Source organism: Rhizorhabdus sp. P4_G5 (genome assembly GCF_056401065.1).
This window is the reverse complement of sequence record NZ_JBFUKB010000010.1, coordinates 80,454-107,365: the sequence shown is the minus strand read 5'-3', so window position 1 is coordinate 107,365 and position 26,912 is coordinate 80,454. Positions and strand designations below refer to the sequence as shown.

24 protein-coding genes, 1 tRNA gene and 1 pseudogene are annotated in these 26,912 nt (G+C 65.9%); 11 read left to right on the top strand and 15 right to left on the bottom strand.

Features of this window, described 5'->3' with window-relative positions; translation table 11 throughout:
- Positions 1-38 precede the first annotated feature (38 nt).
- The 3 genes from AC1DQK_RS16610 to AC1DQK_RS16600 all read left to right on the top strand — a co-directional run bounded on the left by AC1DQK_RS16610 (position 39) and on the right by AC1DQK_RS16600 (position 1,333).
- On the top strand, positions 39-254 hold the full coding sequence (locus AC1DQK_RS16610; protein WP_477872517.1) for a hypothetical protein: 216 nt from the start codon (positions 39-41) through the stop codon (positions 252-254).
- A gap of 192 nt (positions 255-446) precedes the next feature.
- Positions 447-695: a hypothetical protein gene (locus AC1DQK_RS16605; protein WP_477872515.1), complete on the top strand. Its 249-nt coding sequence runs from the start codon at positions 447-449 to the stop codon at positions 693-695.
- Positions 692-1,333 carry a hypothetical protein gene (locus AC1DQK_RS16600; protein WP_477872513.1) on the top strand — a complete coding sequence of 214 codons (642 nt, stop codon included), beginning with the start codon at positions 692-694 and terminating at the stop codon, positions 1,331-1,333. The genes AC1DQK_RS16605 and AC1DQK_RS16600 overlap by 4 nt, the downstream gene beginning before the upstream one ends.
- Positions 1,334-1,358: 25 nt before the next feature.
- Here AC1DQK_RS16600 and AC1DQK_RS16595 read toward each other — a convergent pair whose 3' ends face one another.
- From AC1DQK_RS16595 to AC1DQK_RS16585, 3 genes are all read right to left on the bottom strand, one after another.
- Positions 1,359-2,486: a diguanylate cyclase domain-containing protein gene (locus AC1DQK_RS16595; protein ID WP_477872511.1), complete on the bottom strand. Its 1,128-nt coding sequence runs from the start codon at positions 2,484-2,486 to the stop codon at positions 1,359-1,361.
- Between the two features lie 197 nt (positions 2,487-2,683).
- Positions 2,684-2,760: transfer RNA gene (locus AC1DQK_RS16590), tRNA-Asp, on the bottom strand.
- Positions 2,761-2,824: 64 nt separating this feature from the next.
- Complete coding sequence (locus AC1DQK_RS16585; RefSeq protein ID WP_477872508.1) at positions 2,825-4,048, bottom strand: AI-2E family transporter; 1,224 nt, start codon at positions 4,046-4,048, stop codon at positions 2,825-2,827.
- A gap of 383 nt (positions 4,049-4,431) precedes the next feature.
- Between AC1DQK_RS16585 and AC1DQK_RS16580 the strand changes: the two genes are divergently transcribed.
- A complete protein-coding gene (locus AC1DQK_RS16580) occupies positions 4,432-5,004 on the top strand; it encodes a cell wall hydrolase (protein ID WP_477872506.1) in 573 nt (190 codons plus the stop codon).
- An 80-nt stretch (positions 5,005-5,084) separates the two neighbouring features.
- Complete coding sequence (ybaK, locus tag AC1DQK_RS16575; RefSeq protein WP_477872504.1) at positions 5,085-5,558, top strand: Cys-tRNA(Pro) deacylase; 474 nt, start codon at positions 5,085-5,087, stop codon at positions 5,556-5,558.
- A 7-nt stretch (positions 5,559-5,565) separates the two neighbouring features.
- Here ybaK and AC1DQK_RS16570 read toward each other — a convergent pair whose 3' ends face one another.
- From AC1DQK_RS16570 to AC1DQK_RS16555, 4 genes and pseudogenes are all read right to left on the bottom strand, one after another.
- Positions 5,566-5,907, bottom strand: coding sequence for a hypothetical protein (locus AC1DQK_RS16570; protein ID WP_477872502.1), 342 nt, complete (start codon positions 5,905-5,907; stop codon positions 5,566-5,568).
- 13 nt (positions 5,908-5,920) lie between these two features.
- Entirely contained in the window at positions 5,921-7,318 is a 1,398-nt protein-coding gene (locus tag AC1DQK_RS16565) for an MBOAT family O-acyltransferase (RefSeq protein ID WP_477872500.1), read from the bottom strand.
- A 125-nt stretch (positions 7,319-7,443) separates the two neighbouring features.
- On the bottom strand, positions 7,444-8,874 hold the full coding sequence (locus tag AC1DQK_RS16560; RefSeq protein ID WP_477872498.1) for an SGNH/GDSL hydrolase family protein: 1,431 nt from the start codon (positions 8,872-8,874) through the stop codon (positions 7,444-7,446).
- Between the two features lie 295 nt (positions 8,875-9,169).
- Positions 9,170-9,988, bottom strand: a pseudogene (locus AC1DQK_RS16555) (SGNH/GDSL hydrolase family protein); the annotation flags it as partial.
- A gap of 269 nt (positions 9,989-10,257) precedes the next feature.
- On the opposite strand from AC1DQK_RS16555, the gene dnaE reads away from it, so the two are divergent.
- Positions 10,258-13,728 (top strand): DNA polymerase III subunit alpha, encoded by a 3,471-nt coding sequence (gene dnaE, locus AC1DQK_RS16550; RefSeq protein ID WP_477872496.1) that lies wholly within the window; start codon positions 10,258-10,260, stop codon positions 13,726-13,728.
- A gap of 89 nt (positions 13,729-13,817) precedes the next feature.
- Here the strand turns inward: dnaE and AC1DQK_RS16545 are convergent, their stop codons facing one another.
- The 4 genes from AC1DQK_RS16545 to AC1DQK_RS16530 all read right to left on the bottom strand — a co-directional run bounded on the left by AC1DQK_RS16545 (position 13,818) and on the right by AC1DQK_RS16530 (position 19,657).
- Complete coding sequence (locus AC1DQK_RS16545; protein ID WP_477872494.1) at positions 13,818-15,887, bottom strand: TPR end-of-group domain-containing protein; 2,070 nt, start codon at positions 15,885-15,887, stop codon at positions 13,818-13,820.
- A gap of 278 nt (positions 15,888-16,165) precedes the next feature.
- Positions 16,166-16,825 (bottom strand): DUF4136 domain-containing protein, encoded by a 660-nt coding sequence (locus AC1DQK_RS16540; protein WP_477872492.1) that lies wholly within the window; start codon positions 16,823-16,825, stop codon positions 16,166-16,168.
- Positions 16,826-16,954: 129 nt separating this feature from the next.
- The gene (locus AC1DQK_RS16535) at positions 16,955-18,274 is read right to left on the bottom strand and encodes a dicarboxylate/amino acid:cation symporter (RefSeq protein ID WP_477872490.1); all 1,320 of its coding nucleotides are present in this window, start codon (positions 18,272-18,274) and stop codon (positions 16,955-16,957) included.
- 105 nt (positions 18,275-18,379) lie between these two features.
- Positions 18,380-19,657: a glutamate-5-semialdehyde dehydrogenase gene (locus AC1DQK_RS16530; protein WP_477872488.1), complete on the bottom strand. Its 1,278-nt coding sequence runs from the start codon at positions 19,655-19,657 to the stop codon at positions 18,380-18,382.
- A gap of 76 nt (positions 19,658-19,733) precedes the next feature.
- On the opposite strand from AC1DQK_RS16530, the gene AC1DQK_RS16525 reads away from it, so the two are divergent.
- A complete protein-coding gene (locus tag AC1DQK_RS16525; RefSeq protein WP_477872486.1) occupies positions 19,734-20,822 on the top strand; it encodes a DUF3667 domain-containing protein in 1,089 nt (362 codons plus the stop codon).
- Between the two features lies 1 nt (position 20,823).
- On the opposite strand, the gene AC1DQK_RS16520 is transcribed toward AC1DQK_RS16525, so the two are convergent.
- The 3 genes from AC1DQK_RS16520 to AC1DQK_RS16510 all read right to left on the bottom strand — a co-directional run bounded on the left by AC1DQK_RS16520 (position 20,824) and on the right by AC1DQK_RS16510 (position 21,783).
- Complete coding sequence (locus tag AC1DQK_RS16520) at positions 20,824-21,147, bottom strand: hypothetical protein (protein ID WP_477872484.1); 324 nt, start codon at positions 21,145-21,147, stop codon at positions 20,824-20,826.
- Between the two features lie 67 nt (positions 21,148-21,214).
- The gene (locus AC1DQK_RS16515; RefSeq protein ID WP_477872482.1) at positions 21,215-21,397 is read right to left on the bottom strand and encodes a DUF1328 domain-containing protein; all 183 of its coding nucleotides are present in this window, start codon (positions 21,395-21,397) and stop codon (positions 21,215-21,217) included.
- A 98-nt stretch (positions 21,398-21,495) separates the two neighbouring features.
- On the bottom strand, positions 21,496-21,783 hold the full coding sequence (locus AC1DQK_RS16510) for a BolA family protein (protein ID WP_477872480.1): 288 nt from the start codon (positions 21,781-21,783) through the stop codon (positions 21,496-21,498).
- A 39-nt stretch (positions 21,784-21,822) separates the two neighbouring features.
- Here AC1DQK_RS16510 and AC1DQK_RS16505 point away from each other — a divergent pair, with 39 nt between their 5' ends.
- The 4 genes from AC1DQK_RS16505 to cobT are packed head-to-tail and all read left to right on the top strand — an operon-like array spanning position 21,823 to position 26,062.
- Positions 21,823-22,425 carry a J domain-containing protein gene (locus AC1DQK_RS16505; protein WP_477872478.1) on the top strand — a complete coding sequence of 201 codons (603 nt, stop codon included), beginning with the start codon at positions 21,823-21,825 and terminating at the stop codon, positions 22,423-22,425.
- A 30-nt stretch (positions 22,426-22,455) separates the two neighbouring features.
- On the top strand, positions 22,456-23,460 hold the full coding sequence (gene cobS, locus AC1DQK_RS16500; protein WP_477872476.1) for a cobaltochelatase subunit CobS: 1,005 nt from the start codon (positions 22,456-22,458) through the stop codon (positions 23,458-23,460).
- The gene (locus AC1DQK_RS16495; protein WP_477872474.1) at positions 23,457-24,230 is read left to right on the top strand and encodes a tyrosine-protein phosphatase; all 774 of its coding nucleotides are present in this window, start codon (positions 23,457-23,459) and stop codon (positions 24,228-24,230) included. Before cobS ends, AC1DQK_RS16495 begins: the two co-directional genes overlap by 4 nt.
- A complete protein-coding gene (gene cobT, locus AC1DQK_RS16490) occupies positions 24,230-26,062 on the top strand; it encodes a cobaltochelatase subunit CobT (RefSeq protein WP_477872472.1) in 1,833 nt (610 codons plus the stop codon). The genes AC1DQK_RS16495 and cobT overlap by 1 nt, the downstream gene beginning before the upstream one ends.
- A gap of 312 nt (positions 26,063-26,374) precedes the next feature.
- Here cobT and AC1DQK_RS16485 read toward each other — a convergent pair whose 3' ends face one another.
- The gene (locus AC1DQK_RS16485) at positions 26,375-26,776 is read right to left on the bottom strand and encodes a glycine zipper 2TM domain-containing protein (protein WP_477872470.1); all 402 of its coding nucleotides are present in this window, start codon (positions 26,774-26,776) and stop codon (positions 26,375-26,377) included.
- Positions 26,777-26,912 lie beyond the last annotated feature (136 nt).

The following is a 26,912-nucleotide window of genomic DNA, read 5'->3' as shown; positions in this document are numbered from 1 at the left end:
ATAACGGCAGGCACGATCGCGTCGTGCAGGAGCCCCCCATGTCACGAGCCCTCAATCTAGACGCCACGCTGGCGCACGTCACCGCCATGTGCACCAAGCATGACGCTACCATCAGCGTCATCGAACCGCTGCAGTCAGGCGGTACCCGCGTGGTCCTGCTGAATGCGATCGATGCCGCCACGATCTCGCGCGCCTATGGCACCAAGGTCATGACCGGAGCGGTCAACCGTATGCCGATCCGGCCGCGACACTGATCTTCGCTGCGGAAAATGACGGTTCGTTTTTGCCGGCCCGCGATGATAGCATCGCGCCGCAGGGAATCGTAGGACGCTCGCCGTTCGCCAGATGCGCTCCTCGGCAAGAGGAGACTCCATGGCCATGACCCGCTGGACAAGGACACCGTCGACAAAAGCCTCATGGGCTATCCTGCAGCAAGGCCGGCGGCCATGACCGGCGCCTTCTGGAGCTCCGACGCGCGCCTGCTGCGCGCGCAGGATTACGGGCGCGGCTGGCATGGCCCGAAAAGCGGTCCCGCAGAAGTGATGCGCGGATCGCTTGCCGCGCTGGCACGCCATGTGTCGGACCAGGATCCGGAGGATCTCTGGCGTTTTGCAATCGTGACCGCCGAGGATCATTATATCCGCAACGCCGAGCTGCGCGACCTGCTGCGGCGCAAGGATCTGCCCAAGCCATGACGTCCGCGGGCCTGTCCCAGAGCCGCGCTCGAACCCGGCGCCTGCAACCGCCGACCGGAGGCCGCGCCGGCACCCGCAGCACGCCACCGCCGCGCCGGACGGTGACGCTCACCGCCGCGATCGAGACGATGACGCGCGGCGCCGCGTTTCTCTATGCCCGCGCCGCCGCCCTCGAACAGGACGGAATATCGAGTGCGGCGCACCGCAACACCGTGCTGGGCAATTCACTGCGCGAGCTCGACCGGTTCCTGAACATATTGCTGGACGAATTGGCGGCCGCGTCCGGACTGTCGGGGCACATGCTGCGCGCCTTCACGCGGCGGCGCACCGTAACCGCCAAGCTGGCCGCCTATCCCGCGCTGTTCGGCCACCGCATCGACGATCGCGCCCGCCTGCTGGTGCTCGCCGAGCGGCGCGGCGCGCTGCTGTCGAGCGCGATCAAGAGCGGGCGGCGATGCGACGCGAAGCTGCTCGCCGGACTGCCCGTCGCGGCGGCGCCCGCCGCGCTCGACCTGAAGAGCGTCACCATCTATTATGGGCGGCTGGCGACCCGGATCATCCGCCATGTCGAACGCGTCCGCACCGCGCGTTCATCAGGCCGGCGACGGTTTGTCGCCTTCGTGCAGGCGGCGCGCTAGCTGAGGCGAGCGGCCGGCAGCCGGCTCAGCCGGCCTGGCGCAGGCTCACGTCCGAATAGGTGCCGTCGTCGAGGGCAACGCCGCTCGCCTGGCGCTTGCCCTTTGCCAGCGCGCGTTCGGCGCGCAGCAGGAGCTGCTCGAGATCCGCACCCTGTTGCAGGTCCACCGCATAGCCGAGGTTCGCCGTGATGATGATGTCCTCGCCGTCTACCGCATAGCTCTTGTCGAGCGTGCCGACGATCTGGTGCGCCAGTGCCTCCGCCTCCGCGCTGGTGCCCATATCAGGCTGGACGATCACGAAATCGTCGCCGTTGAGACGGATGACGAGGTTGTCGCCGCGCACCACGCGCCGCAGCCGTTGCGAAACCGCCTTCAGCAACGCGTCGCCGGCCATATGGCCGTACATCTCGTTGACCGGCTCCAGCCGGTTGATATCCACGCAATGGACCGCGATCAGCTCCGATCCGTCGGACCGCGCGGTGAGCTGCTCGAAGCGCTCGCGCATGACCAGCCGGTTCGGCAGGCCGGTCAGGTCGTCCTGGCGCGCGAGCGTCTCCATCAGGCGGCGCAGCGAAATTTGCGCGGCGCTGTCCCGATAGCGCTGAACCATCGACAGGACGCCACCCGCCAGGAACAGGGCGGTGAGGATGGCCGTGCCTTGATCGGCGCCGCCCGGCATCGACAGGCTCACCAGGATCATCGGCACGATCGCGGTCAGTATCGCGGTGATGCTGATCCAGGGGCGCAGCGAGACGGTCGCCGCGACGCCGGCGCCATAGCCGAACACCAGCGCGATCAGCGGTTTGTGTACATCGCCGTCGGCCACCCAGTAAGCGCGTGCGGCAAAGGCGCCGAAGGCTGCCGCGAAGGCGATGTAGGAGATTGCGAAGCGCCGCTCGATCATCCGCACGGCCACCGCGCCGATCGCAGCGGACCGCACCGCGCTGCGATGACCGAACAGCGTCACCAACCGCACCGCCGAGGCGGCCAGGCCGATTATGTACAGGTCGAGCAGCAGCGGGTCTTCGCCGCGGGTCAGGATGTAGAAGCCGGTTCCGGCAAAACAGAGCGTCATGATCAGCGGCGCCAGCGCAAAGCCGAACAGCGACTGGACCAGCTCGATATAGGTGCCCTCGGGCAAGCGCGTCGGCATCAAGGCTGTCCCGCGGCGCGAGCCGCGCGATCGGAAAGGGAGGTTGATCAAACGCGGCACTCCGTCAGGCACAGCGCGTCCCCCAACGCAATGCATGCCTAGCAGATCGGACTGCGGACGTAACCCGTGGATTTACCTGTGTTCCTGGCCATCGATCCGGGATGTTTTCGCCCTCTGGCGAGACACCGGGAAAGGAATGGCGCGAGTGACGGGGCTCGAACCCGCGACCTCCGGCGTGACAGGCCGGCGCTCTAACCAACTGAGCTACACCCGCGAACGATCGCGTCGTGGAGCGGGCACCTAGTGGAGCCCCGATCACCTGTCAACATCGCGCGGCATCATTTTCGGAGCTCGGGCGGCAGCGCCGGATCTTCCTTTTCATGCGCGTTGGTGAAGGTGCCCTCGGCAAACAGGAAACCGGCGATGTCCGGCCAGCCGGCAGCATCGAGGATCGTCTTGAGGATGATCAGCAGCGGCACGGCGAGCAGCGCGCCGGCCGTGCCCCACACCCAGCTCCAGAAGCTCAGCGCGACGAGAATCAGCAGCGGATTTATCGTGAGGCGCCGGCCGACCAGCATCGGCGTCAGCACATTGGCCTCGACCAGGTGGACCGCGATGAACAGCAGCGCGGGGACCAGCGCATAGCCCAGATCGGAAAAGGTCATCAGTCCGCCGACGGCGAGCAGCACCGCGCCCACGATCGGTCCGAAATAGGGCACATAGTTGAGGATCGCCACCAGGCCGCCCCACATGATCGGGCTGGGCATCTCGACGAACCACAGCATCAGCGATACCAACACGCCCATGCCGATGTTCACCGCGGTGATCGTCGCCAGATAGGCCGAGGTGCGATCGACCATCTCCTGGATCACCCGCGCCGTGGTCATCGCGCTCGAAAAGCTGCCGCGGCTGGTGATCGTGCGGCGGCGCATGCGCGTCCAGCCCGACAGGAAGAAATAGACAACGAGGGTCGCGAACACCATCTGGACGAGCAGGTGCGGCGCCGAACTGGCGACATAGTCGAACAGCGAGTTGGGCTGCTCGACCGTCACCGTCCGGCCGCGTGCGGCCGAGTTGCGCAGCAGCGAGCCCATAGTCTCGTCGACGAAGCGCTCGAACGACGAATAGATGTCGATCAGCGGCGAGAGGTTCTTGCGGATCAGCTTGATGCGCGAGGGAAGCCGCGCGAACCACTCTGTCGCCGGCACGATCACCGATGCGATCGCGGCGTTGGCCAGGCCGAGAAACAGCAGCACGCATAGCAGCCCCGCCAGCGGTGAAGGCAGGCCGCGCCGTTCGAGCCATTCCAGCAGCGGCACCAGCGCCACCGCGATAACCAGCGCCGTGGTTACCGGCAGGAAGAACTCGGAGCCCGCCCGCAACGCGAAGGGAAAGGCAAGGATGATGCCCGCGCCCGCGGTCAGGGCAAGCCAGGCCAGCAGCCGGTCGCGGCGATAAGCCATCTCCACCTGTCCGGCCATCGATTCGCGCAGGATCTGGACGACGGGTTCGGCCGCCGTCGGAATCGACTGCTCCTCCCGCTCAATCAGCTCGTCCCCCATCGATTCGCTCCGCCGGGCAATGCGCCCGAAATGCCATTATCGCGCTCTTTTCGGCAGCGGGCCAGCGGCTCGCGAAAAGCCTGCCAAACCGTTGCGGAAACATTGCGATATCACAACAGCTTCGTGGCAAAGATATGGCCCCTTGCGTTAGCAGTTGCACAAAAACACCATATCTGGGGTTCCTCGACCCATCCTGCGGACGAAACGATTCATCGTGCCTTTGTTGACTCCGAGCTCCGGGGCTCCCAATGGGACCTCGAAATTGGTCGTCCGGGGCACGACGCACTTACCGCCTCCTGCCGACAAGTCGTGGAAGAGCACCTCGTCCTTTGTTTCGAAGGTTCGGGCGAGCGTGGACTTTTGCGCATTGCATGGAGTGCTGAATGTCCGCGAAACTTGCTCAACATCCGCTCATGATCGCGGCGATGCTGATCGCTGCCGCCACGGGCGCTATGGGCTTTGCGGCTATTCCCGTATCCGAGCCAACGCTCGCCTATCAGTTGACCCCCCAGATCACCGCCGACGACAAGGTCGTCGATGACGGCATCGATCAGGTGATCTTCAAGGAGGCCGTCGCCTCCAATTCCAAGCTCGACCAGGATCTCGAATGCATGGCCAAGGTCGTCATGCATGAAGCCGGCAACCAGCCGCGCCCCGGCCAGCTTGCGGTTGCGCAGCTGATCATGAACCGCGTGGGCCAGGACCGCTTCGGCGACACCGTCTGCGCCGTGGTCAACCAGCCCGGCCAGTTCTTCCGCACCGCATCCTATAATCCGCCGCGGGATTCGCAGCGCTGGGCCAATGCCGTCGAGGTTTCCCGCCAGGCGATGGCCGGCAGCGCCGAGCAGATCGTGCCGGGCGCCGTTTTCTATCACGCGGCCTACCAGTCGCCGAACCGGTTCTTCCGCACCCGCGAGCGTATCTCGATGGTGGGCGATCACGTTTTCTACCGCTGAGGCGGCACGCTAACGTCCGTCATGTCCTCGCAGGCGGGAATGACGGTTGAGAGTCATGCAAAAATGCTTAGGGCGCGGCCATGTCCCGCACCACCCGCGCCACCCACTTCCTTGCGCAGGCCAAGGTCGCGCACAGCGTCCACGGCTATGACTATGCGCCCGGCGGCGAGCGCGTCGGGCTGCAGGCGGCCGACGCGCTGGGCGAGCCGCCCTCGCGGGTGCTCAAGACGCTGATGATCGAGATCGACGGCCGGCCGGCCTGCGCGGTGATCCCGTCGGACCGCGAACTTTCCATGAAGAAGGTGGCGGCAGCGCTCGGCGGCAAGGCGGCGCAGATGATGAAGCCCGCCGACGCCGAACGCATCACCGGCTATCATGTCGGCGGGATCAGCCCGTTCGGACAGAAGAAGCGGCTGCCCGTCGCGATCGAGCGAGACGCGCTCGCCGAGGACCAGGTGTACATCAATGGCGGCCAACGCGGGCTGCAGGTGCGGCTGGCGCCCGGTGACGCGACAGAGGCGCTGGGCGCGGTGGTGGCGGCGCTGACCGCCTGAGACCGCGCTACTGCGTCCCGGCCGGCGCCTCGTCGCCGAACCGTGCCGCCTGCGCTTCCTTCCACCTGGCGTGCGTCGCCTGCCGCGGCGCGGTCACGCCGACGGCATCCATGACGGCGGTCCAGCGGCCGGCGAGATCCGATGCCTGTTGCTGGAAATCGCTTGGCGGCTTCTCGTCGATCCATGCCGACAGCGTCCCGGCATTGGCGAGCAGAAGCGCCAGCGCCGCGACGATGATGGTGATCGTCGTCCAGGCGAGCGGATCGCCCTGCTCGACCGGATCGCCCGCCGAAACGCCCGGCAGATCGACCGGGGAGATCAGCTCATGCTCCTTCATCTCGCGCGCCATCGCGGCCTCCCGGTTAAAACTGATAATAGATGAAGGGCGCGACCCCTTCGAAGCGCATCGCATCGATCAGCAGGATCGCTGCCGCCACCAACAGCCCCAGAACCGGCGCCGGCAACCGTCTCAGCCCAAGCGCGATCCGCTGGGCGAGGCCGGGCGGCGTGAAGTGGAACGCCATGCCGAGCAGCATCAGGCCGGCCAGCAGCGGCGTGGTCATGCCGTTGCTCCAGTCGCCGCCGGCGATGCCGCGCAGATAGGCGATCGCCGCGTCGAAGCTCTCCGCGCGGAAGAAGATCCAGCCGAGGGTGACGATGTGGAAGGTGACGAGGATGCCGAGCAGCTTCGGCAGGCCCGGCAGGCCCGCCTTGCGCCACAAGGTCTCGACCACCTGCACGCCGCCATGCAGCGCGCCCCAGATCAGGAAGGTCCACTTCGCGCCATGCCAGAAGCCGCCGAGCAGCATCGTCAGCAGGATGTTGCGGCACTGCATGAACAGGCCGCCGCGATTGCCGCCAAGACCGATATAGAGATAGTCGCGCAGCCAGCTCGACAGGCTGATGTGCCAACGCCGCCAGAAATCCTGGAGGGAGGCGGCGCGATAGGGCTGGTTGAAGTTGCGCGGGAAGCGGTAGCCGAACAGCGCCGCGATGCCGATCGCCATGTCGCTATAGGCCGAGAAGTCGCAATAGATCTGCACCGCATAGCCATAGGCAGCTAGCAGCAGATCGAGGCTCGAATGGGCGGACGGGTCGAAGAACACCGGATCGACCAGGTTGACCGACAGCTCGGACGCGACGACCGCCTTCTTGAACAGGCCCCAGACGATCAGCAGCAGCGCCATCGACGCCATGCCGCGGCTCAGCTTAGGCGTCTTCTCGAACTGGGGCAGCAGATCGGCGCCGCGCACGATCGGCCCCGCCACCAGATGCGGAAAGAAGGACATCAGCAAGGTGATGTCGAGCAGCGATCCCGCGCGGATCCGCCCGCGATAGACGTCGATCAGGTAGGACATGCCCTGGAAGGTGAAGAAGGACACCCCCACTGGCAGCACGATCTGCAGCAGCGGCAGGTCGCGCGCATAGCCCCAGGTCCCCAGCAGCGCGCCGAGCTGCTCGAGGAAGAAGTCGTAATATTTGAAGAAGCCGAGGATGCCGAGATTGGCGACGATGCCGATCGTCACCACGAGCTTGCGCGTTCCGGGCGCCTCCAGCGCATCGATGATGCGCGCCGAGCTCCAGTTGATGAAGGCCGAGGCGATCAGCAGCGCGACGAAGCGCCAGTCCCACGCGCCGTAGAAGACCCAGCTGGCCAGCAGCAGCAGGATCTTGCGCCACTCGTTGCTGCCCGACACCGCCCATATCAGCGTGAAGGCGACGAGGAAGAACAGCCCGAAGTCGAGCGTGGGGAACAGCATCTAGCGGACGATCCGCGCCACCGCGTCATCCCAGCGAAGGCTGGGATCTCTGTTTTCCTCTCTCATCGGGGAGAAGTGAGATCCCAGCTTCCGCTGGGATGACGAATGGGCCACTCTATCGGTTCTCACCAGTGCCACCCCGCTCCGGCCGCTGCGTCCATGTCCGCCTGCAGTCGCGTCGCGATTTCCTGGCCACCAGCGCTGTTGTAATGGACATAGTCCCCGCGCATCCGGGTCGGCTGGAGCTTGACCCAGCTGACCGCGGTGCAGCGCCCGCCCATGCGGGCCTCCCAGTCCCAGAACGCCAGCCGCAGCTGATGCGCGACGCGCCGCTGGACCTCGCGCACGACCTTCAGGCCGGGCGGCGGGAAGAGCGGGCGGGCGGTGATCGACCAGCCGATCTGCTGCGGCGCCGACACCGGCGCCGCAGCGGCGGGAGGAGCCAGCAACGGCGCGGTGCCGCGCGCGACCGTCACGCGATCATCGAGCGCGTCGAGCACATCCTCGATCCCGCTGGACATGCGATCGGTGCTGGCGGCGGGCGCCGTGGAGACGGGCGATGGCGGCGGCGCGGGCACCGGCTCGACGCAGGGCGCGGGCGTGACGGTGGCGGCGTTCGACAGCAGCTCGGAACGGCGCGTCAGTGCGTCCGGCGCCCCGAGCAGCAATATCGGCACACGGCCCGCCAGTCGGCGGATGCGGCCGATCTGGGTCCGCAGCACGATTTCATATTCCTGTGCGCTGACCCGCGGCGCGAAGCCCTCATTGGTTCCGAAGGCGATGACGATCAGGTCGGGCTGGTAGCTGCGCAGCTCTTCGGCCAGCACGGCATCGTCGTTGCGGCTGAAGTGGACCAGCTGCGAGCCTACCACCCCGACATTCGACAGCGCGACGCCGCCTGCATCCCGGAAGCTGGCCCAGCTGGTGATCGTCACCGGCCCGCCTTCGGTCACGACCGATACCGCCGGCTGCGGTTGGTCGAACGTCATCTCCTTGCACTCGGCCCGGGTGATCAGCGCGCCGAGCTCCATGCGTTCGGTCTGGCCGCCGATGCTGATCGCCAGGGTGCCGGCACCCGGCTGCGCCATCGCGCACAGCACGAAGCGGGTGAAGGTCTCGGTTGCCGAGGTCGTCAGGCCGATCCGTGCGCCAGCCTGGGTCGAGGTGATGCTGAACCCTGCCAGTCCCAGTGGCCCGCGCGTCCCCTGCGATCCAGGCCCGAAGATCGAGGATATGGTCCAGCCCGCAGACATGTCGACGCTCACGCCGCGCGGATTATAGCCCTGGAAGGGCAGGCCCGGCGGCAGAACCCCGCGCCCGCCGCTGCCGTAGCGCGCCTGCAGCATATCGCGCCATGCGCCGGTGATCGCGTCGCCGGCGGTATGGCTGTCGCCGATCTGGAGGATGTGCACCGGCTTGCCGCCGCTCCCGCGCGCGCTTGCCAGCTTGTCGAAATAGGGCCGCAGCACCGAATAGTCGCACAGCGATCCGGCACAATCGGCCGTGACCGCCGGTGCTGCCGCAGCCGCGGCAGCGAGCGCAAGCATGGCGATCATCTAGTTGCTGTTGGCCGGCGCGACATCGTCGCTGCCGATGTCGGGCGGGAGGAGATCGGCCGGCGTGCCCTTGGCGGGCGGCAGGTGCGGCTCGGGCGTGGCCTTGGCCGGCTCGCCCGCCAGCGGATCTTCGAGCCTGGGTACGCTTTTTGCCGCCGGCTTCGGCGGTGGCGGCGGCGTCACCAGCGGCGCGGGCGCGGGCCTGATCGACATAGCTGCGGATCCGCCCGGTCAGCCCGCGGGTGATGCGGATATAGCCGTTCATCGACATGTGGATGCCGTCATTGGCGCGCATCAGGATCGGCTTGCCGGTGGCAGGATCGGCCAGATAGGCGGCGTAGCGGCCATCGCCGTCGACGCTGTAGGGCGCGGTCTCGATGAAGGCGACGCCGAGCTGCGCCATCAGGTCGCGATAGAAGGCGTTCATCCGCACGACATCGGCGTCATAGGCCGCCTCGCGCATCTTCGGCAGGCCGACCCAATAGACGATGGCGCCTTGTGCCCGCAGCATCGCCACATAGGAGGAGACCCGCCGCGCGATCGCCGCCTTCCATTTCGGGCTCAGCAGCGCATAGACATGGCCGCCGTCGGCGACGCCCATCATGTCGTTGGCGCCGAAGGAGATGACCGCGATATCGACCGGTGCCGGCGCGAGCCGGGCGCGATCATGGTCCTCGAGGTTGAGCGTCTTGTAGCGGGTGAAGCCGGTGGCCTGCTGGCTATATTTGATCACCTGGTAGCCGGCCTTGCGGCTGAGCTGATTATACAGTGCCGACCAGATGCCGTCGCCGAAGCTGTCGCCGAACACGCCCACCCGCACCGGCCGGCCGGCGGCGATGGCGTTGACGATGCCAGGCTGGATCGGGCGGGTCTCGGCGACGGTGGGCGGACCCGCGGTCGCCCCCGGCACGGTGACGGCAGGCCTGCCGTCAGCCGGCACCGCATCGGCCGGATTGGCGCCGGTGCCGATCGGTGCCGAGACCTCGGGGCCGCTGGCGATGACAGGTATCTCGGCCTGCTGGCGAACGCCGAACGCATAGCCGATCGCCGCGCCCGCGGCGACGCCGAGGAACAAGACCGCCGTCCGATCGAACAGAAGCAGCGCCGCTCTCATCGTCCCACCCGTACACACTCCCGCTACGAACCGACGCGGCCACTCTGGTCAGCGGAACGGGATCGCTGCGGCCGTCCTTAAACTGGCCGCGGCGGCGCTGTCGAGCCGCTTCGGTCGCCCCGGCGCGACAGGATCACGTCCTGCCGGGTTGCACCCGGGCGATCGGCCGAATCACGGATCTCGCCTGCCTTTGTCGCGCGCCGGCACGGCACTGTGGATAAGCCGCAACTTCGGCTGGAGATTCGCACGAGGCTGCCTAGATTGGGATCATGCCCTATCAGCCCTTCGTGCCCCTGCGGATCTTCTCCGCCTATACGATGCTCGAAGGCGCGATCGAGCCCAAGGCGATCTCGAAGCAGGCGAAGAAGCTCGGCTTTCCGGCCGCTGCGCTGACCGATCGCAACGGCCTCTATGCGGTGATGGCCTTTTCCGACGCGGCGAAGAAGGATGGCATCCAGCCGATCATCGGCACGCTGCTTGCGGTGAAGCGGCCGGACGTCGGCCAGCACATCGTCGACTGGCTCGCGCTCTATGCACAGGACGCCACAGGCTATGACAATCTGTGCGCGCTCGTGTCGGCGGCGCATCTCGACAGGCCGGTGCACGAAGAGGCGCATGTTCCGATCGGCACGCTCGAAGGCCGCACCGAGGGACTGATCGCGCTGACCGCCGGCAGCGAAGGCGCGCTGGCCCGGCTGCTGGCTGGGGAACAGGCCAGCGCCGCGGCCGAATATGCCGACAGGCTCCAGGCGCTGTTCCCGGATCGGCTCTATATCGAACTGGTGCGGCGCGGCGACGCGATCGAGGAGGCCGCCGAAGAGGCGCTGATCGACCTCGCTTATGCCCGCGATATCCCCGTCGTGGCGACCAACCCCGCCTGTTTCGCCGAACCCGAGTTCCATGCGGCGCATGACGCGATGCTGTGCATTGCCAGCTCCTCCTATATCGACACCGTCGAACGCCCCCGCTCCTCGCCCGACAGCTGGATCAAGCCGGCAGCGGAAATGGCGCGGCTGTTCGAGGATATTCCCGAGGCGCTGGCCAATACGCTGGTGGTGGCGCAGCGCTGCGCCTTTGCCGCGCCCTACCGCAAGCCGATCCTCCCCAGCCTCGCCGGCGATCGCGATGCCGAGGCGGAAGCGCTGCGCAACGATGCGCGCGCCGGGCTGGAGATGCGGCTGGCCAAGCTCGGCATCACCGATCCCGAACAGCGCAAAGCCTATTTCGACCGTCTCGCCTTCGAGACCGAGATCATCATCAACATGGGCTTCCCCGGCTATTTCCTGATCGTCGCGGACTTCATCAAATGGGCGAAGGAGCAGGGGATCCCGGTGGGGCCGGGCCGCGGCTCGGGCGCCGGCTCGGTGGTCGCCTGGGCGCTGACCATCACCGATCTCGATCCACTGCGGCTCGGGCTGCTGTTCGAGCGCTTCCTCAATCCCGAGCGCGTGTCGATGCCCGACTTCGACATCGACTTCTGCGAAACGCGGCGCGGCGAAGTGATCCGCTACGTCCAGCAGAAATATGGCCGCGACCAGGTCGCCCAGATCATCACCTTCGGAAAGCTCAAGGCACGCGCCGTGCTCAAGGATACCGGGCGGGTGCTGCAGATGAGCTATGGCCAGGTCGACCGGCTCGCCAAGCTGATCCCCAACCACCCGACCGATCCCTGGACGCTCGAACGCTCGCTCAACGGCGTGGCCGAACTCGCTGCCGAATATAAGGGCGACCGCGAGGTCCGCCGGCTGCTCGACCTGGCGATGAAGCTGGAGGGCCTGCCGCGCCACAGCTCGACCCATGCCGCCGGCGTGGTGATCGGCGACCGGCGCCTCGACGCGCTGGTGCCGCTCTATCGCGACCCTCGCTCCGACATGCCGGTGACGCAGTTCGACATGAAATATGTCGAGGGCGCCGGGCTGGTGAAGTTCGACTTCCTCGGCCTGAAGACGCTGTCGGTGCTGCAGAAGGCGGTGCAGTTCCTCAAGCAGCGGGGCGAAACCATCGATCTCGACACGCTGGAGTGGGACGACCCGGGGGTCTATGCACTGCTCCAGAAGGGCGACACGGTCGGCGTGTTCCAGCTGGAATCCGAGGGCATGCGCCGGACGCTGGCGGCCGTGCGGCCGACCTGTTTCGAAGACATCATCGCGCTGGTGTCGCTCTATCGGCCGGGACCGATGGATAACATCCCGATGTTCGGCCACCGCAAGAACGGGCGCGAGCCGATCGAATATCCGCACGCGCTGCTCGAGGACATCCTGAAGGAGACCTACGGGATCTTCGTCTACCAGGAACAGGTGATGCAGGCCGCGCAGGTGCTGGCCGGCTACTCGCTCGGCGAGGCCGACCTGCTGCGCCGCGCGATGGGCAAGAAGATCAAGGCGGAGATGGACGCGCAGCGCGAGCGCTTCGTCACCGGCTGCGCGGACAAGGACATTTCCGCGCCCAAGGCCAACGAGCTGTTCGACCTGATCGACAAGTTCGCCGGCTATGGCTTCAACAAGAGCCACGCCGCGGCCTATGCGCTGGTCGCCTATCAGACCGCCTGGCTGAAGGCGCATTACAAGGCCGAATTCTACGCCGCTTCGATGTGCTACGACATGCACCAGACCGACAAGCTGGCGATCTTCATCGACGACATGCGCCGCATGGGGGTCGATTGCCTCGGCCCCTGCGTCAATCATAGCGAGGCGGAGTTCTCGGTCGAGGCGACCGACGACGGCGCACTAGCGGTCCGCTATGCGCTGGGAGCGCTCAAGGGCGTCGGCGAAAAGGCGATGGAGCAGCTGGTCGACGAGCGCAAGGCCAAGGGGCATTTCGCCACGCTGGAGGATTTTTCGGACCGCATCGACCCGCGCCTGCTCAACCGCCGCCAACTGGAAAGCCTGGCGGGAGCCGGCGCCTTCGATGCCTTCGAGCAGGAGCGCGCCGGCGTGTTCGCCGCCGCCGAGATCATCCTGGCCCATGCGTCGAGCGCCGCCGACCAACGCGAAAGCGGGCAAGGCGGGCTGTTCGGCGACTCGCCGAGCGACGTCGCGCCGATCCGCATCGATCGCGGCGTGCACTGGACGCTGATGGACCGGATGGCCGCCGAGAAGGAAAGCTTCGGCTTCTATTTCTCATCGCATCCGACCGACCGGATCCGGCATCTTGCCGATGCCAATGGCGCTCGCAGCTTCGCCGCGCTGTGCGCCTTGCCGGCGCCGGCCGATGGCGGGCGCGTCAACTCGGTGATGGCCGCGCTGGTCGAGGATGCGCGCTGGCGGACATCGGCCAAGGGCAAGCGCTATATGATGGCCACCTGTTCGGACGCGACCGGGCAGTTCATCGCCACCTGCTTCGACGAGATGGCATCGGCCGAGCTCGAGACGGCGGCGAAGGCCGGGACCTGCGCGCTGCTGCGCGTCGAACTCGACTGGCGGGCCGGCGAGGAAACCCCGCGCGTGACGGTTCGCGGGCTGCAGAGCTTCGATTCGATGCAGTCGATCCGGTTGCGGGTCGATGTCGAGACCGCCGATCCGGCGGTGATCCCCGCCCTCGCGGCGCTGGTGGCCGACGAGCGCGGTGGCCGCGGCGAGCTGTACCTGCGCGCGCTCCTGCCCGACGACAGCTGCGCGGAACTGCTGCTCGGCCGCGATTTCCGGCTGGATGCGGAGCTTGTCGCACGGATCGAGCGGCTGCCGGGCATGACGGCGCGGATCGGCACGGTCGACAAGCCGCAGCTGCGGGTGGTGGCGTAGAGCTGGTCCTCTCTCTCCCATTCACGGGGAAAAGAGGAGCGGCTTACACACAAAGAGCGTCCTCCCAAGGTAACAGCGCCAGCCCAAATCTACGCCGCGGTGCATCCTATATCGCGGAGGGCGTGCTTGAACTCTTCCGTGTCGGCGATGCCGTCAAAATCAGTATCATTCCTTATGTGATCACAGCCTGGGAAGGAAACGGCGAGACTGTGAGCATTCCGGAGGTATGCGGCGGCTTCGGACGCCTTGCCTTCAATCGCCAGAATGCAGGCGAGATTATAGGACGCTGAACCCGCAGCAATGGCTTCCGCGCGCTGCAAAATTTCGCGCGCCTGGGACAGAAGGGCTGATTTTCTAGGTCCGGTATGTCGGGATGACTGGCTCAGTATTGATGAACCCCAATTGTTGAGCACCTCATGCATGTCGGGCTTGATGGCGATGGCGGCGGCATATTTCTCGCCGGCCATGCGTAAGAGTTCGTCGGCCAGTTGACCCTCTTTGGTCCTGGCCTGATTGAACAGAGCATTGCCCCAGTTGTGGAGCGCCTCATGCTTGTCGGGCTTGATGGCGATGGCGGCGGCATATTTCTCGCCGGCCATGCGTAAGAGTTCGTCGGCCAGTTGACCCTCTTTGGCCGTGGCCTGCCGACATAGGGCGTTGCCCCAATTGTTGAGTGCCTCATGCTCGTCAGCCTTGATGGCGACGACGGCGGCATATTTTTCGCCGGCCATCCGGAAGAGTTCGTCGGCCAGTTGACCCTCTTTAGTCCTGGCCTGCTCACATAGGGCGTTGCCCCAGTTGTAGAGCACCTCATGTTTGTCGGGCTTGATGGCGACGGCAGCGGCATATTTTTCGCCGGCCATCCGGAAGAGTTCGTCGGCCAGTTGCCCCTCTTTGGTCCCGGCCTGATCACAGAGGGCGTTGCCCCAGTTGTAGAGCGCCTCATGTTTGTCGGGCTTGATGGCGACGGCAGCGGCATATTTTTCGCCGGCCATGCGGAAGAGATCGTCGGCCAGCTGCCCCTCTTTGGCCTTGGCCTGGTCATAAAGGACGTTGCCGAGCATAATGGCCGCCCAGCTGACATATTCCCCAGCCTCTGGTGAAAGCTCATCCGTCGAGCCGCCATATGCCTCCCAGACCGTCTCAAACTCTCTCCGCGCCATCAGCTCAGCGATTTTTTCGAGATGGGGTTGCGCAATCGCCTGCCTTGCCGTCGCTTCGTTCAGCATGGTTTTCGCGGATTCTAACAGATCGGTTCCTGCCTTCTCGCCCAAATCCGAATAGGGTCGGATTGTTTCCAGGATCTTCCCCATATGGCCAAAAGGATTGGCCAAAAAATCCGGGGGATCGAGCTTGAGGTTGGTGGCGAGCTCCGAAAAGAATAGGTCGCTCGGCATGCTCCTGACAATCCGGCAATTTTCGAGCGTCAGCAGTTTTTCACAGACATTCTTGGCTGGATCGCGATCGTCACGGCAAATCCAGAACAAGCCGTGATTGAAAGGCGCGAGCTCGGCGATTTTATCGACCAACGGATCGTTCTCACCGCTGTAGCCGGCGATAATTACCGGCTTTCCCTTCATGACAGCTTCAAGGATCGGCTTGATGCGGTTCGCCTGGGCTTCGAGCTTCTCCTTGGTATTCAGCAAGAGAAAGCCCGTATGCTGGCCATGGAGATGGAATATAGCGCTGCCTTTGACATAGGATTTGTCAAAGCTGATGCGATTTGATTCGCTATCGCGAAGGCCGGCGAGATCGTAAATCGCGGGAAAGCGATTGAACAATGCGCATGCGCGCGACGCAAGCGGGTCGAAGTTGGTCGTCAATATCGTGTCGATAAGGCCGGCGCGCTCCAATCGCGCAATGCCGATATGAGCCCAATTGATCAGGGCATTGTCGATATCTTCTCGAATCAGTTCGACCTGCTTGGCCGGCATCAATGCTGCCATGCACTGCGCATAAGAGGGGGGCGCTGAGTCGCCGCAGTCCTTACAGGCACGCTCGTAAATGCTGGGGAAACGGTCCTTGATCCGTTGAACAAAGTCGCCGGCGAGTCCGACCCCTGCGGACTTCGACACGCCTGCCCCGATCACCAAGCAAAGCTGGTTGCCATTCCTTATGTGGTCCGCGATCTCGCCGACCGTCGCTTCGATTAATGGCATTCGTTACGCCCAAGAACCAGTCCTGGGCAGATGACGTGGCCGAAGATTGAAGTCAACGCCCTCGGCGGTAAGCCTGGATTAAGGGTGAAGGTGAAGGATGGGAATCTGATCCGTTTCGGAGGTCAGACCACTCCTCCTCCCCGAAAAAGCGAGGACGGATGCATCGCTAGGCTCCGAAATCATTCCGATCAATTCCGCCAGAGGCATCAAGCCTCTGACTTCGTCACGCACCCCTGGCCCCTCCCTTGAAGGGAGGAGAAAAGGAGCAATTTATACGCTTACTTCCTCTTGTCCGGCGGGGCGATCGTGATCTTCACCTCTTCGCCCGACTGGCCGGGGAAGTTGGTGAACAGCGCCTCGACCAGGTTGGGCACCAGCCGCGGCAAGGCATCGTCCAGCGAGCGGGCCTTGGCCTTGCCTTCGAACACATGCTTTCCGTCCGAGCTGCGCTCGATCACCATGTCGGCATAGCTCGTATAGACCGTGTAGGTGTCGATGCGCTGGTACCACGGATCGTAGAAGAACGGATCCCAGCCATGATAGAAGGCCGATCCATAGCCCCAGCGTCGGCCATAGGGGCCGAAGCCGCCATAGCCGCCATAGCCCCAGGGGCCGACAGGCTCGGGCCGGGATACCGTCTTCTGGACGCCGTGGTCGACGCCATAATCGAACTTCACCACCAGCTCTGGCCGGGCGCCGCCCTCGACCGGGCGATAGCCATAGGCCGCGAGCCGCTGGCTGACGAGGCCGGCATATTGCGCGAATTCGAGGCCACCCCGGTTGCGGGCATCGGCCGGCTCGATCGCGAAGGTCTGGCCTTCGGGAACCGGCAGCGCCTGGAAGCGCGAGACGTTGGCCTGGAACGGCTGGGTACAGGCGGAGGCCGCGAGCAGCGCCAGCGGGGCCACGGCCGCAAGGACTTTACGAATACTCGGCATGTTCGTGCGCCTTATCATTATCAGCAGGCCCGCTAAGGGCCTGGCTTCAACCTACTTCCGCCACCGTTTATCGCAAGCGGCGAGTGAACATGGCTTGAACGTTCAGGTAGAGGCCCGGTTGCGCGGCGATCATGCCTCTGTGGCCAGCACGCCCTGCGGCGCCGGCTCCTCCAATATTCCCTCGCGCCTGGCAACGATCATCGGCACCAGGATCTGACCGGCGACGTTGGTGGCGGTGCGGCCCATGTCGAGGATGGGATCGATCGCCAGCAGCAGGCCCGCGCCTTCGAGCGGGAGGCCGAGCGTGGACAGCGTGAGGGTGAGCATCACCGTGGCGCCGGTCAGGCCCGCGGTGGCCGCCGAGCCGAGCACCGATGCGAGGACGATCAGGCCATAGTCGGCCAGGCCGAGCGGCAGCCCATAGAATTGCGCGACGAAGATCGCGGAGATCGCCGGGTAGATCGATGCACAGCCGTCCATCTTGGTGGTGGACGCCAGCGGCACCGCGAAGGAGGCGTAGCTGCGCGGCACGCCGAGCAGCTCGGCCGAGCGTTCGGTGACCGGCAGGGTGCCGACCGACGAGCGCGACACGAAGCCGAGCTGGATCGCCGGCCAGGCGCCCGCGAAGAAGCGCCGCGGGGAAATGCCGTTGAGCGCGAGCAGCGCCGGATAGACGAGCAGCATGACGATCGCGAGGCCGATATAGATGGAGGCGGCGAACCAACTGAGCCCGGCCAGCGCACCCCAGCCATATTTGACGACCGCGCTGCCGATCAGCCCGGCGCTCCCGATCGGGGTCAGCCGGATCACCCACCATAGCAGGCGGCGCATGATCGCCAGCAGCCCGCGCACCAAGCCGATGAACGGATCGGCAGCGGCGCCCGCGCGCAGCGCCGCCGCGCCGACCGCGATCGAGATGACGATGATCTGCAGCACGTTGAAGCCGAGCGAGGTGTTGACCGCGCCGTCGTCGCCGGTCCTGGTGCTGGCATAGAGCCCGAGCATGTTGGCGGGAACCAGTCCCTTGAGGAAATCGAGCCAGCTGCCGACCGACTTCGGCGCAGCGGCCCCCTCCTGCACGACGCCGGCGGCGATGCCGGGCTGGATGACCAGGCCCAGCGCAATGCCGATCGTCACCGAGATCAACGCGGTGATGGCGAACCAGAGCAGGGTCTGGCCGACGAGGCGCGCGGCATTGTGGAGATCGCGCAGGTTGACGATCGACGTGACGATCGCCGCGAAGATCAGCGGCGGCACCAGCGCCTTGAGCAGCTGCACGAAGATCGTGCCGACCAGGTCGAGAGTCTGCGCCAGGGCGTTGGGATGGCCCCCGCCCGTGCCTGTCGACCGGGCGACCAGACCGAGGATCAGGCCGACGACCATTCCGGCGAGCACCTGCAGGCCGAAATTGCTGACATAGCGCGGAGCTGGCTTTGCGACGGAGGCCATGGATTCTCACTCGAAGGAGCAGCCAAGGTGGGATCGGCCCGGCTGCTCAACAAACGAGATTAACTTAGCGGTCCGACAGCCGCGCTACGCGGCCCGCCCGCGAGATCAGGGCCGGGTCTGGCCGGTCCCGCGCACCAGCCATTTATATGTGGTGAGCCCTTCCAGCGCGACGGGGCCGCGGGCGTGGAGGCGGCCGGTCGAAATGCCGATCTCCGCGCCGAGGCCGAATTCGCCGCCATCGGCAAACTGCGTCGACGCGTTGTGCATCACGATCGCGCTGTCGACCCCACCCAGGAAGCGGTCGGCCGTCGCTTGATCCTCGGTGATGATGGCGTCGGTATGGTGCGAGCTGTGGCGGGCGATGTGCGCCATCGCCCCGTCCGCGCCATCGACGAAGCCGACCGAGACGATGCTGTCGAGATATTCGCAATCCCAGTCGGCGGCGCTGACCGGTTTGACGCGGGGGTCGAGCGCCTGCGCCTCGTCATCGCCGCGCACCTCGCAGCCGGCATCGAGCAGCGCCGCGACGATCGGCTGCGGCGCGGGATAGCCGCGATCGATCAGCAGCGTCTCGGTGGCGCCGCACACGCCGGTGCGCCGCATCTTGGCATTGACCGCAAGCGGCAGCGCCTTGGCGGGATCGGCGGCCCGGTCGACATAGAGGTGAACGATGCCATCGAGATGCGCGAGCACCGGCACGCGCGCCTCGTCCTGGACACGCCCGACGAGGCTCTTGCCGCCACGCGGCACGATGATGTCGATCAGGCCCTGCGCCGTCAGCATCGCGCCGACCGCCGCCCGATCGGTGATCGGCACCAGTTGGATCGCGTCTTCGGGAAGGCCGGCGGCGCGCACCCCCGCCAGGATCGCGGCATGGATCGCGCGGTTGCTGCCGGCCGCTTCGGAACCGCCGCGCAGGATGCAGGCGTTGCCGGACATCAGCGACAGCGCGCCGGCATCGGCCGTCACGTTGGGCCGGCTCTCATAGATGATGCCGATGACGCCGAGCGGCACACGCACGCGCTGCAGCAGGAGACCGTTGGGCCGGCTGGCCTCGTCGATCATCCGGCCGACCGGATCGGGCAGGCCCGCCACCGCCTCGAGCCCCGCCGCCATCGACTCGACGCGCGCGGCGTCGAGGGTGAGACGGTCGAGCATCGCGGCCGAGAGACCATTGGCCGTGGCGCGCCCGACATCGGCGGCATTGGCTGCCAGGATCGCGGCGCCGGCGCTGCGGATGGCGCGCGCGGCTTCGACCAGCGCCTTCGCCTTGTCCGCCGTTGGCACAGCGGCGAGCTGCCGGGCGGCCGTGCGGGCGCGGGCGCCCATGTCTGCGATCAGCGCAGCGGCGTCGGTGGGGCGGAGAGCAACGGCTTCGGTCATGCGCGCGCCCTAGCACTTTGCCGCCTTTCGCTAAACCCCACTCGCGCTTGGCCGAGCGCAATGCTAGCTTTCCGCCATGTCGGGGGAACTCGAAGCTGTTGCCGATGTCGCGACCGGGGCCATGGCCGCGGGTGCCGTCGATGGCGCGGGCGCGTCGGCGCATGGCGCCGCCGGGGGCAAATGCCTGAACTGCGGCACGACACTGATCGGGCCGCACTGCCATAAATGCGGCCAGTCGGCGCATGTCCACCGCACCGTCGGCGCGCTGTTCCACGACATCGCCCATGGCGTGTTCCATCTCGAGGGACGCACCTGGCACACGATTCCGCTGCTGTTCTGGCGGCCGGGCGAATTGACCCGCCGCTATGTCCATGGCGAGCGCGTCAACTTCGTCTCGCCGATGGCGCTCTTCCTGTTTTCGGTTTTCCTGATGGTCGCGGTGTTCGGCCTGGTCGGCGGGCCGATCGACTCGAAGCTCAAGGGCAAGGACGCGGTCGCGCTGGCCGAAGCCCGCACCGAGGCGGCGAACGACCTGCGCAAGACCGAGCGGAAGATCGCGCACCTCCTCAAGCAGAAGCAGGCGCTCGAGGCGAAGGGCACCCCCACCAAACAGATCGATGGAAAGATCCGCGATCTGCGGACCGAACAGGCCGCCCTGCGGCTGATCACGACCGGCCAGATCAAGCCGGAGATCAAGAGCGAAGGCATGGCGATCGACGATGGCCGTGTCATCACGGGCGTCCCTGGCGTCGACGACGTGATCCGCCACGCCGCCAAAAACCCGGAGCTTACGGCCTATAAGCTGCAGTCGAGCGCTTATAAATTTTCCTGGGCACTGATCCCGATATCGTTGCCGTTCATATGGCTGCTGTTCATGTTCAAGCGCGGTGTCGGAATGTACGACCACGCGATCTTCGCCACCTATTCGCTGTCAGCAATGACGCTGATGGTCGTCGCGCTCAGCCTCGCGGACGCCATAGGGGTGCCCACGGCACTGGTCTGGCTGACGCTGCTGCTGTTCCCGCCATGGCACATGTATCGCCAGCTGAAAGGCGCCTACCAGCTCGGCTGGTTCGGCGCGGCGTGGCGGATGATCGCGCTGATCATCGTCGCCTATACCTCGGCGCTGATCTTCTTCATGCTTCTGGTCGCGATGGGCCTGTAGCTTATTTCGGCAATTTGCAGGCCGGCAGCTTCAGGACGGCCAGATCGCGGCATGGCCTGACCTGGACCGATCCGTCGCCGCCGATGAAGGCCGCGTAGGCGGCGCCGCGATCGCATTGCACCGTCCACATCTCGAGATTCTTATAGGGCCCTTGATAGGCGACCGGGCCGATCCGCTTGCAATATTGCTTATCGTCGAGGACGGCGCGACGCATCACCGCCCGCTGCTGCATCGACGAGAGCGTCTTGAGCTTGTCACTGAAATCATTGGCCAGGGCAGGAGTCGTGGCCAGTGCCGCGGCGATCAGGGCGATGAGAGTCTTCATGGCTCGATCATAAGCTATCGAGGCCGCGATGCGCCATAGCTGCGCGGCCCCGTCCAGAGATTAAGGGTCAGACCGAATCGCTGATCTTCTTGCCCGCGAACAGCGCCAGCAGCGCGAAGATGATGAACAGCGCTATTGCGATGAAGAACAGGATCTTGGCGATGCCGACGAACGCGCCGCCGATGCCGCCGAAGCCCAGCGCGCCGAGCACGAGGCCGACAACGAGGAAGATAAGCGCCCATTTCAACATCGGAACAAACTCCAGTTGGGTGTGGGCAGGGAACGAGTGGTGTGGTGCCTGGTTCCATCGCGGTCGAGGCCGTAACGACCCCGACCGGCTGATGCGACTCACTGCTCTCCGGGCGCGGTCGCCTTGATCGCCAGCGCATGGATCTTGTCCGCCAGCAGGTCGGAAAGCGCCGCATTGACCGCGCGCTGACGGCTGACCCGGTTCTGGCCGGCGAAGGACGGGCTTTCGACCTCGACGGTGAAATGGCTCTCGCCGGAACCGTCATGGCCGGCGTGACCACGATGCCTGTCGCTGTCGTCGGTCACGACGAGCCGTGTGGGGTTCAGCGCCGCTTGCAGGCGGCGAATGATCTCGGAGGCGACAGGGCCGGTGGGAAGTTGGTTCATCTCGCCTATATAGGGGCATTGAACGACAAGAGGCGAGCGTTGAGCGAAGACTTTACGGAGCGGCGGGCAAGGACCCGGTTCCACGGACGGATCGACAGCGGGCGGCGCGCCTGCATGACCCCGGGCTGCGATCAGCCCGGCGAATATCGCGCGCCCGCCGCGGAGGGGCGGCGGCCCGGCTTCGACGGGCCGGGCGATTGGCGCTATTTCTGCCTGGACCATGTTCGCGCGTTCAACAGCGGCTATAATTTCTTCGAAGGGATGAGCACCGACGAGATCGCTGCGCAGCAGACCCCCTATGCCGGCTGGGAGCGCGAAACCCGCGCCTTTTCCCCGGCGGCGGGCAGCACGCCGCGCTGGGCCGACTTCATCGACCCGCTTGATGCGATCGGCGCGAAATTCGCGCGGGCGGTGGAGCGCGAACGCGCGGACGGCAGGCCGTTGTCCGACGCCGACCGCCGTGCGCTGAAGGTGCTGGGACTGGGCCACGACGCCGATCGCCGCACCCTGAGGACGCGCTATGCCGAACTCGTCCGCCGCTACCATCCCGACAGGAATGGCGGCGACCGGAGCCACGAGAAGGCTTTGCAGAACGTGATTTCGGCTTATACGCAACTCAAAGGCCGCCCCGCCTTCGCATAAGCAACATTATCGATTCCAAAGGCTTTCGTCATGACCGATCTGCCCAACGTCCAGCCCGACAGCCGCACTGAGACGGTGCTCTCGGCGCCTGATCGGATGGTGAAGGTGCGCGATGTGTTCGGGATCGACAGCGATCTGGAAGTGCCGGCCTTTTCCGAATCGGACGAGCGGGTGCCCGACCTCGACCCGGCCTATGTGTTCGATCCCGATACGACGATGGCGATCGCGGCAGGCTTTGCCCATAACCGGCGGGTGATGATCCAGGGCTATCACGGCACCGGCAAGTCGAGCCACATCGAGCAGGTGGCCGCGCGCCTCAAATGGCCGTGCATCCGAATCAACCTCGACGCGCATATCAGCCGTATCGACCTGGTCGGCCGCGACGCGATCGTGCTGCGCGATGGCCAGCAGATCACCGAGTTCCGCGAAGGCCTGCTGCCCTGGGCGCTGCAGACCCCGACCGCGCTGGTGTTCGATGAATATGATGCGGGCCGTCCCGACGTGATGTTCGTGATCCAGCGCGTGCTCGAAACCGAAGGCAAGCTGACCCTGCTCGACCAGAACCGGGTGATTCGCCCTAACCCCTGGTTCCGCCTGTTCTCCACCGCCAACACGGTAGGCCTCGGCGACACCAGCGGGCTCTATCACGGCACCCAGCAGATCAACCAGGGCCAGATGGATCGCTGGAACATCGTCGTCACGCTCAACTATCTGCCGGCGGCGACCGAGGCGCAGATCGTGCTCGCCAAGTCGGGCGAATATGACAAGCCCGACGGCAAGAAGGTCGTCGACAATATGGTGAAGGTCGCCGACCTGACCCGACAGGGCTTCATGGCGGGGGACATCTCCACGGTGATGAGCCCGCGAACCGTGATCAGCTGGGCGCAGAATGCACTGATCTTCAACGATGTCGGCTTCGCCTTCCGCCTGTCCTTCCTGAACAAATGCGATGAGAGCGAACGCTCGCTTGTGGCCGAATATTATCAGCGCGTGTTCGGAAAGGACCTGCCGGAGAGCATCGTCGGGAAAATATGAGCACCACCGCGATCTCGCCCCTGCTGCCGCTCGAAGGCGGCTTCAACCTCCGCGACATGGGGGGCTATGCGGCTGCCGACGGGCGCACCGTCAAGCGCGGCATGCTGTTCCGCTCGGGTGTGATGTCGCTGCTGACCGAAGCGGACGAGCGCCAGCTGGCCTCGCTCGGCATCGCCACCGTCTGTGACCTGCGGCGCGGCGGCGAGCGGCGGCGCGACCCGACGCGCTGGTGCGAGCCGGCAGGCGCCTTCTACTGGTCGCGCGATTATGCCGAAGCGAGCGGCGTCTTTACCGAGATGCTGCGCAGCTCGGCGGCCACCGCCGAAGCGGTGCGCCAGATGATGCTCGATCTCTATCGCGACATATTGGTCGATCATGCGCCGTCATACCGTTTCCTGTTCGAGCGTCTGGTCGCCGGGCATGCGCCGCTGCTGTTCAACTGCACCGCCGGCAAGGACCGCACGGGCGTCGCCGCAGCGCTGATCCTGTCCGTGCTGGGCGTCGCCCGCGACACAATCGTCGACGACTATCTTCTGACCAACCGCTACGCCGACTTCCGCCGGCTGACAGACCGCAAGGAAGGCGGGATCTCGCACTACAGGACGGTCCCGGCGGAGGTGCTGGCGCCGATACTCATCGCCGACGCGGACTATCTGGCGGCGATGTTCGACAGCCTCGAGCGCGACCATGGCGGCATCGATGCCTATCTGCAGGCGATCGGCGTGGACGAGGGCGCGAAGGCGAGGCTGCACGGCCTGTTGCTCGACTGATGGCCGAACAGACCCCCATCGAAGCCTTCCGGCTTGTGCTCGGCGGAACCGCCCGGGCGCTGGCGCATGAGCCGGAGGTCGAACTGAGCTTCACGGCCGAGGCGCCGTCCTCGTCCTACAAGCAGATCCGGGTGCCTATGCCCGCGCGCAACCTGCCCGCCCAGGCGGTCGCCGAGGCGCGCGGCTTCGCCGACAGCTTCGCGCTCAAGCTCCGCCATCACGACCAGCGAATCCATGACCGCACCGCCCCGGCCGAGCCGGTGGCCCGGGCCGTTCACGATGCGGTCGAGCTTGCCCGGGTCGAGGCGATCGGCTCGCGCGCCATGGCCGGCGTCCGCGCCAATCTTTCCCAGGCCCTCGAAGTCCGCCTGCGGTCCGATCCACTGCTGCGGGCGCGAGTGCGCGAAGAGGTGCCGCTGTCTACGGCGATCGGGCTGCTGGTGCGCGAACGGCTGACCGGCGAAGCGCCGCCGGCCATCGCCGAGGCCGGATTGTCACTGGTGCGGGACTGGGTCGAGGAGAAGGCGGGCAAGGATCTCGACGCGCTCGAACTCGCGTTCGACGATCAGGCGGCGTTCGCCAAGCTGGTCGGCCGGCTGCTCGAGGACCTCGACCTGACCGACGGCGAGCAGGCGCCGGAGTTCGATCCCGAGGCGGGCGACGAGGACGAAGGCGACGATCAGGAGGAGAGCGAGGGCCAGCAGGACGAGGACGAGGACGAGGACGGATCGAGCGATTCCGGAGTCGAGAGCCGCGCCGAGCAGACAGAAGCCGGCGACGAGGATGGCGAACAGCGCCAGCTCGACCAGGACAGCGCCGACGACATGGACAGCGAGTTCGGCGAGGACGGCGAGGATGGGATGATGCCGGTCCGGCCCAACCGGCCGATGTCCGACCTCCCCCCCGGCTTCGATTACCACGCTTACACCACCCGCTTCGACGAGGAGATCGCCGCCACCGAGCTGTGCGACGAGGAGGAGCTTACCCGGCTGCGCGCCTATCTCGATCAGCAGCTCGTCCACCTGCAGGGGGCGGTGACCAAGCTGGCCAACCGGCTGCAGCGCCGGCTGATGGCGCAGCAGAACCGCAGCTGGGACTTCGACCAGGAGGAGGGGCTGCTCGACGCGGCGCGGCTTGCGCGGGTGGTGATCAACCCCGCCCATTCGCTGAGCTACAAGATCGAGCGCGACGTCGACTTTCGCGACACGGTGGTCACGCTGCTGATCGACAATAGCGGCTCGATGCGCGGGCGGCCGATCTCGATCGCGGCGATCTGTGCCGATATTCTGGCGCGGACGCTCGAGCGCTGCGCGGTGAAGACGGAGATCCTCGGCTTCACCACCCGCGCTTGGAAGGGCGGCCAGTCACGCGAAGCCTGGCTCGGCGCCGGGCGGCCGCCGACCCCGGGCCGGCTCAACGACCTGCGCCACATCATCTACAAGAAGGCCGACGAGCCATGGCGCCGCGCGCGCAAGTCGCTCGGCCTGATGATGCGCGAGGGGCTGCTCAAGGAGAATATCGACGGCGAGGCGCTGCTCTGGGCGCATGGCCGACTGATCGGGCGGCGCGAGGAGCGCAAGATCCTGATGGTCATCTCGGACGGCGCGCCGGTCGACGACTCGACGCTCTCGGTCAACAACGGTTCCTATCTGGAACGGCATTTGCGCCAGGTGATCGGCTGGGTCGAAACGCGCTCCCCCGTAGAGCTGATCGCGATCGGCATCGGCCATGACGTCACGCGCTATTATCAGAAGGCCGTGACGATCATGGACGTCGAGCAGCTCGGCGGCACGATGGTCGAGCAACTGGCGACGCTATTCGAAATAGAATGAGTTTTTGTTTAAGCCCTCAGACGCCGGGCGCAGCACGTCCGTGCTGCTTGGCTTCCTCGCTACGCTCGGACGCGCTTTTCGCGCTTGCCTCTTCGAACCACGGATCGACCGAGCTTCGCGATGGGCGAGGCGCAGCCGAGAAGCCGCGAACAGCGGCCCGAGCTTATTGCGAGGAAGCCAAGCAGGGCGGACGCCCTGCGCCCGGCGTCTGAGGGCCATCAAACAAAGTGGAGGGCCGCCAGGCCCTCCAGGAACCCGGCGACCCTCCTCCCCACAACGCCACGCGGGGAACTGGTCCGACTTCAGAAACTCTTAGCAGTCGCGGTCGATCGCGCGGCCGGCCAGGGCGCCGACGCCTGCACCAATGATGGCGCCGGTAGTGCCGTCGCCGCGATCATAGCGGCCGTTGCCGATCTCATGGCCCAGCAGGCCACCTGCGATAGCGCCGAGGATGGTGCCGCCGGTGCCCTTATCGCGGCAGCGGCCGTAGCCGCGCCCGCCATAATAGCCGCGGTTGCCGTAATAGCGTCCGCGATCGGCGTAATACCGGTCGCGGCCACGATAATAGTCGCGGCCATAGCCGCGATGTCCATATCCATCACGGACATGCTCGTAGCGGCCACCGCCAAAATATTGCGCCTGCGCCGCCACTGGCGCGACCGCTGCGAGTGCTACTGCGGTTGCAGCGGCGGCTGTGAAAAACTTGCGCAACATAACTACCTCCTGGTCTCAACCGCGGATTCCGCGAAGAACCCATAAAAAGGCCAACAGGGCCCGATCGATGGCTCGCTTATTCCATGATTCGCGTGAGCCGATGCTGAACATGGCTGTTGGCGGCCGTTCATAATCC